Origin of the sequence: Kiloniella litopenaei (assembly GCF_000982415.1) — a bacterium.
Classification (GTDB): Bacteria; Pseudomonadota; Alphaproteobacteria; order Kiloniellales; family Kiloniellaceae; genus Kiloniella; species Kiloniella litopenaei.
On the sequence record NZ_LANI01000003.1, the window covers coordinates 179539 to 192459 of the forward strand.

The 12921-nt window shown below is 47.7% G+C and carries 10 protein-coding genes; 8 read left to right on the forward strand and 2 right to left on the reverse strand.

All coding sequences use genetic code 11. The features are described from left to right. Positions 1–2 precede the first annotated feature (2 nt). The 8 genes from WH95_RS04950 to WH95_RS04985 all read left to right on the forward strand — a co-directional run bounded on the left by WH95_RS04950 (position 3) and on the right by WH95_RS04985 (position 10262). The gene (locus tag WH95_RS04950; RefSeq protein ID WP_046503802.1) at positions 3–1514 is read left to right on the forward strand and encodes a UbiD family decarboxylase; all 1512 of its coding nucleotides are present in this window, start codon (positions 3–5) and stop codon (positions 1512–1514) included. A 32-nt stretch (positions 1515–1546) separates the two neighbouring features. After that, a complete protein-coding gene (locus WH95_RS04955) occupies positions 1547–2008 on the forward strand; it encodes a PAS domain-containing protein (RefSeq protein WP_046503806.1) in 462 nt (153 codons plus the stop codon). A gap of 446 nt (positions 2009–2454) precedes the next feature. Continuing rightward, on the forward strand, positions 2455–4128 hold the full coding sequence (leuA, locus tag WH95_RS04960) for a 2-isopropylmalate synthase (RefSeq protein ID WP_046503809.1): 1674 nt from the start codon (positions 2455–2457) through the stop codon (positions 4126–4128). A gap of 222 nt (positions 4129–4350) precedes the next feature. Further along, positions 4351–5697: a TldD/PmbA family protein gene (locus tag WH95_RS04965; RefSeq protein WP_046503811.1), complete on the forward strand. Its 1347-nt coding sequence runs from the start codon at positions 4351–4353 to the stop codon at positions 5695–5697. A gap of 50 nt (positions 5698–5747) precedes the next feature. Next, positions 5748–7556 (forward strand): lipid A export permease/ATP-binding protein MsbA, encoded by a 1809-nt coding sequence (gene msbA, locus WH95_RS04970; protein WP_046503814.1) that lies wholly within the window; start codon positions 5748–5750, stop codon positions 7554–7556. A gap of 48 nt (positions 7557–7604) precedes the next feature. Then, entirely contained in the window at positions 7605–8369 is a 765-nt protein-coding gene (locus WH95_RS04975) for a lysophospholipid acyltransferase family protein (RefSeq protein ID WP_046503817.1), read from the forward strand. Continuing rightward, entirely contained in the window at positions 8356–9357 is a 1002-nt protein-coding gene (gene lpxK / locus WH95_RS04980) for a tetraacyldisaccharide 4'-kinase (protein WP_046503820.1), read from the forward strand. Before WH95_RS04975 ends, lpxK begins: the two co-directional genes overlap by 14 nt. Further along, complete coding sequence (locus tag WH95_RS04985) at positions 9354–10262, forward strand: lysophospholipid acyltransferase family protein (protein WP_046503824.1); 909 nt, start codon at positions 9354–9356, stop codon at positions 10260–10262. Before lpxK ends, WH95_RS04985 begins: the two co-directional genes overlap by 4 nt. A gap of 15 nt (positions 10263–10277) precedes the next feature. On the opposite strand, the gene WH95_RS04990 is transcribed toward WH95_RS04985, so the two are convergent. Together WH95_RS04990 and xseA are read right to left on the reverse strand one after the other, a co-directional pair. After that, positions 10278–11057 carry a M23 family metallopeptidase gene (locus WH95_RS04990; protein WP_218044442.1) on the reverse strand — a complete coding sequence of 260 codons (780 nt, stop codon included), beginning with the start codon at positions 11055–11057 and terminating at the stop codon, positions 10278–10280. 62 nt (positions 11058–11119) lie between these two features. Next, entirely contained in the window at positions 11120–12736 is a 1617-nt protein-coding gene (xseA, locus tag WH95_RS04995; protein WP_046503828.1) for an exodeoxyribonuclease VII large subunit, read from the reverse strand. Positions 12737–12921 lie beyond the last annotated feature (185 nt).

A 12921-nucleotide genomic window follows, 5' to 3' on the forward strand; every position in this document is an offset into this window, starting at 1 on the left:
TAATGCCATACGCCTCGTTACGGGATTTTATCTCTCACCTTGAAAATCAAGGTCGCTTAGTCAGAGTCTCTCATCCGGTATCTCCTGAACTGGAGATGACCGAGATACAAACAAGGTTATTGGCAGAAGAAGGACCCGCCGTCCTTTTTGAAAACGTCGTGCACCAGGACGGAACGCCCTATGGTATGCCCGTCCTGGTCAATCTTTTTGGTACGGTTGAACGTGTTGCCCTTGGGATGGAACGCACCCCCGAACAGCTAAGAGAAGTCGGCGAAACCCTTGCCTTCCTACGCCAGCCGGAACCGCCCGCAAGCCTGAAAGAAGCCTGGAGCAATTTGCCACTGCTGAAGACAGTGATGGCAATGAAGCCCAAGAGCGTATCGTCCGCCCCCTGTCAGGAAGTTGTTCTCACAGGCGATGATATTGATCTATCGAAACTGCCAATCCAGACCTGTTGGCCCGGAGAACCCGCCCCGCTCATTACTTGGCCGCTTGTGGTAACCAAAGGCCCCGGAGACGAGAAAACAGACGTCTATAATCTTGGCATCTACAGAATGCAGGTGCTGGGCAAAGACAAAACGCTTATGCGCTGGCTCAAACATCGGGGGGGCGCACAACACTACGCCCGCTGGAAAAACCAAAAACCAGACCCCTTGCCCGCAGCTGTCGTTCTTGGCTCTGACCCCGGCACAATCATCGCTGCTGTAACGCCAGTCCCTGATACACTTTCTGAATATCAATTTGCGGGCCTGCTCCGCGGAAAAAAAGTTGAACTGGTTGACTGTAAAACCGTTCCTCTCAAAGTTCCCGCAAATGCAGAGATCATTCTAGAAGGTTTTGTCAGCCTTGATGAATACGGTGACGAGGGCCCATACGGTGACCACACGGGATATTACAATTCTGTAGAACCCTTCCCTGTCTTCACCGTAACCGCCATCACCATGCGGAAAAACCCAATCTATCTTTCGACCTTTACAGGGCGTCCACCGGATGAGCCATCCGTATTGGGCGAAGCTTTGAACGAAGTCTTTATACCGCTTATCCAACAACAGTTTCCTGAAATCACCGACTTCTGGTTACCCCCCGAAGGCTGTAGTTATCGGATTGCCGTTGTATCCATGAAGAAAGCATATCCCGGACATGCCAAGCGTGTCATGCTGGGCGTATGGTCCTATCTGCGCCAATTCATGTATACAAAATGGGTTATTGTCGTTGATGACGACATTAATGCCCGCGATTGGAAGGATGTGATGTGGGCTGTATCCACTAAGATGGATCCGGCGCGGGACATTACGGTGATCGAGGGAACGCCCATTGATTACCTCGACTTCGCCTCTCCCGAAAGTGGTTTGGGATCTAAAATTGGTCTGGATGCAACAGATAAATGGGAACCGGAAACCAAACGTGAATGGGGTGAAGAGATTAGAATGGATCAGGATGTGATCGATAAAGTTGATGATATGTGGACTAATCTGGGGCTTCCTGGCTCGGGCAAAGCCATCTGGAAGAAATGACGTACTGAAAGTAAATTAAGTGTTTGATCCCCATGTTTGATCCCAAGAAACTAAAATCTGTTAAAAATTTTGAACTTTATCAATACTGGAACCAACAAAAAGGCGACAAATTGATGCCTGCACGTGCAGACCTTGATCCTGCAGATCTCGGCCATCTGTTACCAAATATCTTAATTCACGAAGTCCAGGCCGAACCTTTGGATTTCAGATACAGATTGGTTGGTTCAGAAATCGTGCGGCACATAAGCCAGAACCCCACAGGAACCTGGATGTCACAAATTCCACATCAGAAAAAACCCAGCAAGCTTTGGGGATTTCTGGAAGATGCCGTCATGAACAAACAACCCGTGATCGCCAATCCACCTTATCTGGGGCAATACAAAGAGTTTAAATTCATCGAAGATATTATTCTGCCGCTGTCAGCCGACGGTAAAAACGTCAATATGCTTTTCATCGGCGTTGATTTTCTGAAAGACCACAGCAAGTTACACTAACCATCTTATTTCGAATTCTTCACTTGACCCGGGATAAAATGCAACGCATCTTAATGCCTATGACAAAAAGCGGACAAATTCTGAGCCTCCTAGAGCGACTTATTAACCCGGCCTCCTGAATGAGAGAGCCGGGGTTTATGCTATTCGCAGCTCGGAATTAACTGGAACCGCAAGATGTTTACTTCATCAAAAAACATGACTAGGTGCCCGCACATGGGCCAGAAAAAATTCATAGCCGAACAATCTCAGCAAAAGAAGTTAGAGCGCAGTTTTTGCTGCTCACTCCTTAGCACTCTGCGACTTATTGACGATCATCGCGGCCATTAAGCGGCCCTCGGTGATCGTATTTATTGCCGCTAAAACCATAAAATCATTACTATAGAGCTTAATATTCGGATGCTGCGCCCAGCATTGAGAGCGCCCCGACAAAAAGAAAGAACAAAACAATGAACAAAATGCCATTTGAGCGATACCAGCCATTTGAAACTGTCAAATTAGACAATCGTACTTGGCCCGGAAAAACCATCGAAAAAGCCCCGATCTGGTGCTCGGTTGACTTGCGTGACGGTAATCAAGCTCTTATCGAGCCAATGGATACCACCCGTAAATTAAAAATGTACAAGCTGCTTTTGGATATGGGTTTCAAGGAAATCGAAGTCGGCTTCCCATCTGCATCACAAACCGATTATGATTTTCTAAGAACCCTGATCGAAGAAGACATGATCCCCGATGATGTCAGCATTCAGGTTTTGACACAATCAAGAGAGCACTTGATTCGCCGGACATTTGAAAGCATTCGTGGTGCGAAAAATGTCATTGTTCATCTGTACAATTCCACGTCAGAGCTACAGCGTCGCGTTGTTTTTAGACAAGACAAACAGGGTATCATTGATATCGCCGTTGCAGGGGCAAAACTGATCAAGGAACTGATCCCAACGGTTCCGGACACAAAGATTGTCCACCAATACTCACCCGAAAGTTTTACCGGCACTGAAATGCCGTTCGCCCGCGACATCTGCGAAGCTGTCATGGATGTGTGGGAAGCCAGCCCGGAAAACAAAGTTATCCTGAACTTGCCTGCAACGGTGGAAATGTCCACGCCGAATGTCCATGCTGATCAAATTGAATGGTTCTGTAACAATATCAAAAACCGCGACTCAGTCATTATTTCCCTGCACCCACACAACGATAGAGGTACGGGCATTGCCGCGACCGAATTAGGCTTGTTGGCTGGCGCTGATCGTGTTGAGGGAACACTTTTTGGTAATGGAGAGCGTACAGGCAATGTTGATCTGGTCACACTTGCCGTCAATATGATGACCCAAGGTGTTGATCCCAAGCTTGATATTTCCGATATCAACAAGATCAAAGAAACTGCAGAATACTGTAACCAGCTTCCGGTTCACCAGCGGCATCCCTGGGTTGGCGAATTGGTATACACAGCCTTTTCTGGCTCTCACCAAGACGCCATCAAAAAAGGCATGCTGGCCCTTAAAGCCAATAACTCGAATCAGTGGGAAGTTCCTTACTTGCCAATTGACCCCCAGGATATTGGCCGTAGTTACGAAGCGATTATCCGAATCAACAGTCAATCAGGTAAGGGTGGTGTCGCCTATATCATGCAGAATGATTACCATATGGATCTGCCACGGGATCTGCAGGTAAACTTCTCGAAAAAAATTCAGAACATTGCAGAAACAACAGGCAAGGAAATTACGCCTGAAATCATCTGGGACAGTTTCGAAAAATCTTATTTGCGCTCGACGTCTCCGGTGGAGTTCCTGTCGCACACGACTGTACCTGATACCCATGCAGCTGAAATTCGCCACCTAACAGCAAAAATAAATCATTTTGGCAAAGCTAAAGAAATTTCTGGCAAAGGAAACGGCCCTATTGCTGGTTTTACGGATGCCATTGCCGAAAATCTGGGCGTTCGCCTAAGCGTCGAGGATTATCACCAGCATTCTCTGACACATGGATCAGATGCGAAGGCGGTTGCTTATCTGGAATTAAAAACCTCGGAAGGAGAGACCGTTTGGGGAGTTGGTATTGATTCCAATACAACAGTGGCCTCAATCAAGGCTATTGTCTCTGCCACAAACCAGATCTTGGAAAACTAAAGATTCCAACGATATTTAACGCGTCAAACAGCGCCAGATTATCTGGCGCTGTTTTTGTTTTCTTAGAATTTTAGTTCAAAAATGTAAGTCCTTCGACGGCCCATTGAGCTCAAAGCAACATTTTTATCTAGGTAAAACAAAATAATCCAAACTCTGCGGCTTTATCACATCTAGTTCCTAGCCTATATATGTACCCGTAACTTTTCAAAGCTAGGAATATTTATGCCTTCGTCCAGTGACTCACAGAACCTGTTAGAAGATCTGATCAAAAAAGCTAAAGCGGCCGGTGCGGACGCCGCTGATGCTCTGATGTTCAAGTCAGTATCGGTTTCCCATGCGCAGCGTCTTGGGAAGATGGAAAAGCTGGAAAGGGAAGAAAGCAACGATCTGGGCTTGCGGGTATTCATTGGCAAAAGAAATGCCGTTGTTTCTTCCAGTGACGCGTCGCCAGCTGCCATTGATGAACTGGTAGACCGTGTTGTCTCTATGGCTCGTGTTGTACCGGAGGATCCCTATGCTGGTATTGCGGGCGAAGAAGAAATTACAAAATCATTCCCGCAGCTGGACATTTATGATGCCGTAGAACCCTCTGCTGATGAGCTTATCAAGCGTGCAAAAGAATGTGAAGAAGCTGCTCTTAACGTCAAAGGCATAACCAATTCCGGTGGGGCAGAAGCTTCCTGGGGCGAAGCCTCTATCGCTCTTGCCGCCTCCAATGGTTTCTCTGGCGCGTACAGATCTTCTGGACACTCTATCTCTGTCTCTGTTCTCGCCGGAGAAAAAGAGACAATGGAAAGAGATTATGACTTCTCAAGCGCCGTTTATGGAAGCGATCTGACCTGCGCCGCAGAAATTGGTAAAAATGCCGCTGACAAAGCCATAAAGCGCTTAAATCCCCGGAAACCTGATACTTTGAATAATATCACTGTTGTCTATGACCCACGGGTATCATCCAGCATAATGGGGCATATGATTGGGGCCATCACTGGCCCGGCAATTGCCAGGGGCACCAGCTTTCTCAAAGACTCATTGAACAAAAAGATCTTTGCAGATGGCATCAATATTGTTGATGACCCACACCTTCACCGTGGCTTACGATCCAAGCCCTTTGACGGCGAAGGCTTAGGAAACAAAAAGCAAAACATTATCGAAGATGGCGTCTTGTTAACCTGGCTCCTCAGCCTTTCGTCTGCCAGACAGCTTGGGTTACAAAGCACCGGCCATGCATCACGGGGAACATCAGGAAATCCGTCTCCCTCCCCAACCAACCTCTATATGGAGGCTGGCAAGCTGTCCCCAACTGAATTAATCAAAGACATTAAACAGGGCTTCTTTGTTACCGAGATGATGGGCTCCAGCGTAAACGGCCTTACAGGTGATTATAGTCGAGGTGCAGGCGGATACTGGATCGAAAATGGGGAAATTGCCTATCCGGTTTCAGAAGCAACAATTGCAGGTAATCTCAAGGATATGTTCTTGAATCTTACCCCCGCGAATGACCTTGTTTTCCGCTATGGCAGTAACGCCCCGACAATTCGTATTGATGGCATGACCGTCGCGGGCAACTAACTGATCACTATGTGATTAAGAATGTTCTTCTCAGATTGATACAGGCAAAAATGTCGAGCACAAAATCGAACAAAATGAAATTAGGGGATGCCTCCACACAATTTCTAATCAAACGCCTGTTTAGAGATTATGTCTCTGGTCAACTCGTTAAAATCGCCTTCTCTTTGGTTGCGATGGCTTTTGTTGCAGGTTCGACAGTCATGCTTGCCAAGCAGATGGAACCGATTATCAATGATATTTTCCTGAAACGAGAGGAAGAATTACTCTTACCAATCGCCTTGGGTGTTGTGGGTATTTTCTTTGTAAAGGGTGCCGCAACATATGCCCAGTCAATGCTGATGCAACACGTTGGTTTAGAAATTATCGCAACAATTCAGGAACAGCTTTTTAAAAAGCTGATGCGGGCTGATCTTGCCTATTTTCACGAAGAGTCCCCCGGAAATCTAGTTTCCAGATTTATGAATGATGCCAATATGCTCAAAGGTGTGGTCTCTAACACCCTGACATCCATTGGTAAGGACACGTTAACCGCCGTCGGGCTTATCGGCATGATGTTTTATCAGGATTGGCTTTTGGCTTCCATTGCTTTTGCTGCCTTCCCGACTGCCATTCTGCCAATCGCCAAAACGGGACGCAGAATACGCAAGGTTTCCACGAACACACAGGAGTCCATGGGTCTTTTGACTACACGGCTGGACGAAGCTTTCCAGGGTATTCGCCATGTAAAAGCCTACAACATGGAAAATCACGAAACCAAACGTGTTTCCGAGACAATTCTGACAGTTCTACGCCTGAACCTGAAGGCAGCAAGAACCAGTTCTATCCTGTCACCCATCATGGAAACACTCGGTGGTATTGCCATTGCGATTGTTATTCTTTACGGCGGGAACGAAGTCATACAAGGGACTAAAGATCCGGGATCTTTCTTTGCGTTTATCACGGCGCTTCTTCTGGCCTATGAACCGATCAAGAAACTGTCCAAACTGAATGCTAACATGCAAACAGGATTGGCAGCCGCCCACCGTGTCTATTCCATTCTGGATAGCGAACCAAGCATCAAAGATGTTGCAGAGGACAAAGAGCTGAAAATAACAAAAGGTGATGTTGTCTTCGACAATGTTTACTTCAATTACGATGAAAATACACCAGCACTCGAAGCTATAAATCTAACCGCGAAAGCCGGAAAAACAGTTGCTCTTGTTGGGGCTTCCGGTGCGGGAAAAACATCCATTCTCAACCTTATTCCAAGATTCTATGACGTTACCAAAGGTAAGATTACTTTTGACGGTCAAGATATCCGCGACGTGAGCTTGAGAAGCCTCAGACAGGCAACAGCACTGGTCAGCCAGGAAATTCAACTGTTCGACGATACCGTACGGGCCAATATTGCCTATGGGAAACCCGACGCAAGCGACGAAGAAATCATTGCCGCAGCAAAGAATGCCCATGCGCACGATTTCATTCTTTCCCTGCCGGACGGATATGACACCCAGGTCGGCCCCAGAGGGTCAAGACTATCAGGCGGGCAACGCCAACGTGTGGCTATAGCACGAGCTATGGTAAAGAACGCGCCTGTTTTACTCTTGGACGAAGCAACCTCTGCCCTAGACACTGAATCAGAGCGTCACGTTCAAACCGCTCTTAATACCCTGATGAAAGGTCGAACGACCTTTGTCATTGCTCACCGTCTTTCAACGGTTATCGATGCAGATATGATCTATGTAATGGATAAGGGTAAAATTATCGAAGAAGGCACACATAGCCAGCTACTGGAAAAATCTGGGACCTATGCAAAACTATATGCGCTACAGTTTGCAGAAGAAGCGCAAACAAACGATGATGTTTCTTTGCCTGCTTAAACGGCCATAAATTAAACGACCTATGAAAAGGTGTGCTTAAAGAATAGTATGAAGCTGTCAAAACGGATACTCCGTTCAACCTTTTTCCAGAACCTGATCGCCAGATTGATTTCTAGCTATATCGCGCTTGTGCGTAGCACGGTGCGCTGGCAGGAAATTATCCCCGATGAAACGCGTAAATATCTGGAGGGAGATTCGAACATCATTGGATGTTTCTGGCATGCCCGCATGATCATGATGTTCAACGCCTGGAAAGGCAGTGATCGTAGCAAATTCCACATGTTGATCTCTGCCCACAGAGACGGACGTGTCATTGCAAAGTCGATCGAAAATCTCGGTTTCAATACAGTGGAAGGCTCCAGCCGCAGAGGCGGGGCCACGGCACTCGTTAACCTTAAGCGTACCCTTGATAAAGGCGGGGCCATCGGTATCACACCTGACGGTCCCAAAGGCCCCAGAATGCGCGCCAAAACCGGCGCAATCAAAGCAGCACAAATGACCGGGCGTCCGATACTTCCAGTCACAGGAACCGTTGCAAGGCGTAAAGTCTTTAATTCATGGGATCGTTTTGTCCTGCCCGCGCCCTTTACCAAGGGGGTTATTATCTGGGGAACACCGATCTATGTTGAAAGGCATGCCTCGAGAGATCAGCAAGAACACTATCGTCTGGAACTGGAAGATCAGCTGAACAAACTAACCCAGATGGCTGACCGGTCATTCGGACAGAATCTGATCCATCCAGACCCTCTGCCTGCGCCGAAAGCAGCTACATCTCTTAATCAAGCGCCCGAGATCTCAGATGCAAACACCTGAGTTTTGGAATAATCGCGGTTTTATAAGTACTCTGCTGCTACCACTGTCCGGGTTTTATTATCTCGGCAGTATCCTTCGCCAAAAACTTGCAACCCCGACAAAACTTGATGTTCCTGTCATCTGTGTTGGCAATCTAACGGCTGGCGGCAGCGGGAAAACCCCGATTACACTTGCCTTGGCCGACATGCTTTGCAAAATGGGGAAAAATCCACACATCGTTTCCCGGGGATATGGTGGTCAGCACGAAGGCCCACTGCGCGTATCCCCTGCACAACACTCCGCTCGAGATGTCGGGGATGAACCGCTGATGATGGCGCTTTCCAAGTCACAAACGCCCGTCTGGATCAGCAGAAACAGAGTTGACGGTGCCAAGGCGGCGATCAAAGAAAGTGCAGACGTCATTTTACTGGATGACGGTTTTCAAAACCCTGCGCTCGAAAAAGATCTGTCAATTATTGTCGTCGATAACAAAATCGGATTTTCCAATGGTCGACTGATTCCCTCTGGGCCGCTGCGAGAAAGCATCCACAATGGCTTGAAACGTGCTGATGCCATTCTGGTTATCAAGAAACCTGACGACATAATAAACCCAGATCTGACAGCCTTTTTCTCAGAAAAAGAAGTTTCCGGGGTCATGATTACACCTACAGATACAACCCGCGCATCAGAATTGGCAAACAAGAAAGTGCTTGCCTTTGCCGGAATTGGATATCCCAAGAAATTTTACGATACTTTGGAAAATCTGTCGGTAAATGTATGCAAAACCGTTAACTTTCCAGACCATCATCACTATACAATCGATGATCTCAATAAAGTTCTCTCCCTCGCCAAAGACAACGGGGCAGAAGCTATTTTTACGACTGAGAAAGACTTCGTAAAAGTCCCAGATGAATTAAAAGAGACAATCTCTTACTTGCCCATTCACGCTGTTTGGGATAATCCACATTTCATAAATTCCATTTTGAGCAAGTTAACAGGAACCACATGACAAATGATGTCACCTTTCAACACAAAGTCGAAGCTCTCGGTTTTCGATTCTTGCTCTGTTTGGTTGGCCTGTTTCCTGTAAAAGCGTGCTCTAATTTTGGTGGATTTCTGGGACGAGTAATCGGCCCTCGTTTAGGCATTTCACGCAAAGCCGATCTGAACCTGCGCCTTGCCATGCCAGAGTTGACAGAAAAAGAGCGCAAACAGATTATCCGTGATATGTGGGACAATCTTGGCCGGGTTATTTTTGAATATCCGCACCTCAAAGAAATCGTACGAACAGATCGCGATTATATTACCGTCGAAGGTATTGAGAAGTTCGAAGCACCTGAAATTAAAGACAAAGCTCTGATTTTTGTTGGCGCCCATATCGGTAACTGGGAAGTATTGCCGATGACAGCAGCACTGCGTGGTTACCCGCAGACAATCATCGTGCGCCAGCCCAATAACCCCATTGTTGCCGCAGCTATTGACGACATCCGTACTTCGACCGGAAATATTTCAGCTGCCAAAGGTGTCGAAGGCGCGCGAGCTTCCTTAAAAGCCATTAGAGACAAATCAGCCGTCGGGATCCTCGCCGATCAAAAGATGAACGATGGTATAGAGGCGCCCTTTTTTGGCATTCCGTCTATGACACCTGCCGCCCCAGCATTGCTCGGTAGTAAGCCAAACGCTGTTGTCTTTCCAATCCAGTGTATCAGAACTGGCCCAGCCAGTTTTCATCTAGTGTGTCATTCTGCGATTGATTTCCCTGATGATGCCAACAGAGGTAAAGCAGCATTAGAAGGGATGACAGAGCTTAACGGCATCATCGAGAGCTGGATCAGAGAGAAACCCGGTGATTGGCTCTGGCTGCATCGCCGCTGGCCCAAAGAAGCATACAGGAACTTAAAAGAAAATTCCTGACAGCGACCTTTGTTTTTAGTTCGGCATTGGCCCGACAAGAGTTTCAGGATCAACCCGTTCTTTAAACCAGTTCATTCGCCAGTCCAGATGGGGGCCTGTGACACGACCCGTTGCCCCAAGCGTGCCTAGTTTCTCGCCCTGTGCAAGATAATCACCCACCTTAACTGTTACACTGTCCATGTGTAAAAATGTGGACGACAAACCGTGCCCATGATCAAGAATAATCGTTCCACCAGAATAATAAAGATCTGGCTCGGCCAGTGTCACGATGCCGGGAGCCGGCGCAATAACTGGTGTTCCGACAGGTGCAGCAACATCCACCCCGAAATGCGGACGTTTGGGAACGCCGTTAAACACGCGCTGACTACCATAAACACCTGATATACGTCCGTGTGCTGGCCAGATAAAACCCTTGGCATACATAGGCTCGTCAAAGTCTTCCATTCTTGCTTTGGCGACAATTTGCGCGTCACGGCTTATACGATCAGCAACCTCTTTCGGTGGGGATACATATTTTTGAGCCACGCCTTCTATACGCTGAATGGCATAGTCACGTTTTTTTATTTCGTAATTTCGGGTTTGAGTTTTCCCATCTGGTGTTTGGATACTCAGTTCGACAATACCTTCGGCATCACGCCCAAATCCAAAAACAAAATCGCCCTGCTGAGAAAGCTTTATCGCCTCTTGATTAAGGAAAACTTTTGACCCACCTGGCGCTTTCCCAATGATAATTCCACCTTGTATGAATTTCCCTTGCAAAGAAACGTTATCTTCTGCGAAGCCCGATGACGGCACAGATAAAGTTCCTGATAAAGTCAGTGTAAAAATCAAAAACAAACAACAAAATAAGCGTCTCATTATAACAAGCTTCCCTGGGCAGTGTCTGCCGTTTCAGATTTCTTTTTCTTAGACGTTTTCGGGGATGTTTTCGGGGATGTTTTAGAGGGCATTTTAGGCGCCTGCGAGCCCGATGGACCACTCGCAATATCCTCGCCCCCCGCAACAGCCTCAATAACTGCATTATGGGCAAACTCGATATTTAGCTTTGTACCATCGCTGATATCAGTGGCAGTCAGAACATTGCCGTCAGTCCCTCGGACAACAGAAAAACCACGTTTCAGAACATTCTTATAGGAAACCCCTTCAAGAACACGATCTAACGACGTCAGAGTATTTTTTGCACGCTCCAAACGAAGGGCCGCTGCAGATGCCATACGTCGTCCAGAATCAAGCTTCTCCATTTCAAACTGACGCACAGGAACAATCTGTTCGCCGACACCTGCGAAACGGTCACTCAACGCTGATAATTGATGCGATGCCAGCAGGATCTGTTGCTTGGGATGGGGCAAACGCGCCGAGAGTTCAGACAGTTCTGATGTTTGATGGCGCAGGAATCCTCTCATGGCATTACGCATGCGCTCCACGCGATCATCCAGACGTTGAGTCTTTTCCTCTATCAATCGCCGAGGATCCGGGAGGCCCCTTGCAAGTGCTTCCACCTGCATGCGGCGTTCGCTCATCAAACGGTTAGCACCTGCATAAATCCGTCGCCCAATATTCTGGACTTCACCGATCAGTTCGGCCCTGACAGGTACTGCCATTTCAGCCGCAGCCGTCGGGGTTGGCGCACGTCTGTCAGATGCAAAGTCAATCAACGTCGTGTCTGTTTCATGCCCCACTGCGGAAATCAACGGAATTTTGGAATTGGCCGCAGCTCTGACCACGACCTCTTCATTGAAAGCCCAAAGATCTTCAAGACTGCCACCGCCACGGGCAACTATGAGTGTATCCGGGCGGGGGACATCCCCATTAGGGTCCAATGCATTAAACCCGTCAATTGCCTTGGCAACCTGTTCTGCCGCGCCTTCGCCCTGAACCAGCACAGGCCAGACCAGAACGCGCCGTGGAAAGCGATCAGACAGGCGATGCATGATGTCGCGAATAACCGCCCCCGTTGGCGATGTCACAACGCCAATGACCTCTGGCAAAAACGGGATCGCCCGTTTGCGTTCATCCGCAAACAAGCCTTCTGAAGCCAGCTTCTTTTTTCGCTCTTCCAAAAGCTTGAGCAACGCGCCTTCACCGGCAACTTCCATACTATCAATAACAATCTGATAGTTTGATCGCCCAGGGTAGCTGGTAATGCGGCCTGTTACGATAACTTCCAGACCATCTTGAGGATCAACAGACAATTTGCTTGCCTGTCCTCGCCAACAGATCACACTCAGAACGGCATTTTCATCTTTTAGAGACATATAGATATGCCCTGATGCCGCACGCTTCAGGCCTGAAATTTCACCCCGTACGCGTACGCGATCAAAACGGGTTTCAAGCTCCCGCTTGATAGAGCTGGATATCTCGCTAACACTTAGCGCAGGGGCATTGTTCCCGCGTGTCTCGCTTGGGTTACCGGGCTTAGCAGCAGATTTGGGCGCTGCTGTTTTCGCTTGGGGTGTAGAAAACAAATCATTCATGTCGCCATCCTAAACATCCCCCCCAGCAAAGTCGACAGAGCAATCGCTGTTTACACTGTATTTTCTTGTCTCTTTTATGAAAATAAATCCACTGGCAACCATCAATTTCACAAACAGCGCCTTCAGCAAAACTTTTCCCCACAAGTTCTGGTATTTTGAGAGCGGATAGGGCATAAGCTTGCCAG

Coding starts and splice junctions, on each gene's coding strand:
- WH95_RS04950 (WP_046503802.1), top strand. CDS start 3: ATGCCATACGCCTCGTTACGGGATTTTATCTCTCACCTTGAAAATCAA.
- leuA (WP_046503809.1), top strand. CDS start 2,455: ATGAACAAAATGCCATTTGAGCGATACCAGCCATTTGAAACTGTCAAA.
- WH95_RS04985 (WP_046503824.1), top strand. CDS start 9,354: ATGACAAATGATGTCACCTTTCAACACAAAGTCGAAGCTCTCGGTTTT.
- lpxK (WP_046503820.1), top strand. CDS start 8,356: ATGCAAACACCTGAGTTTTGGAATAATCGCGGTTTTATAAGTACTCTG.
- xseA (WP_046503828.1), bottom strand. CDS start 12,736: ATGAATGATTTGTTTTCTACACCCCAAGCGAAAACAGCAGCGCCCAAA.
- WH95_RS04965 (WP_046503811.1), top strand. CDS start 4,351: ATGCCTTCGTCCAGTGACTCACAGAACCTGTTAGAAGATCTGATCAAA.
- WH95_RS04955 (WP_046503806.1), top strand. CDS start 1,547: ATGTTTGATCCCAAGAAACTAAAATCTGTTAAAAATTTTGAACTTTAT.
- WH95_RS04975 (WP_046503817.1), top strand. CDS start 7,605: ATGAAGCTGTCAAAACGGATACTCCGTTCAACCTTTTTCCAGAACCTG.
- msbA (WP_046503814.1), top strand. CDS start 5,748: ATGTCGAGCACAAAATCGAACAAAATGAAATTAGGGGATGCCTCCACA.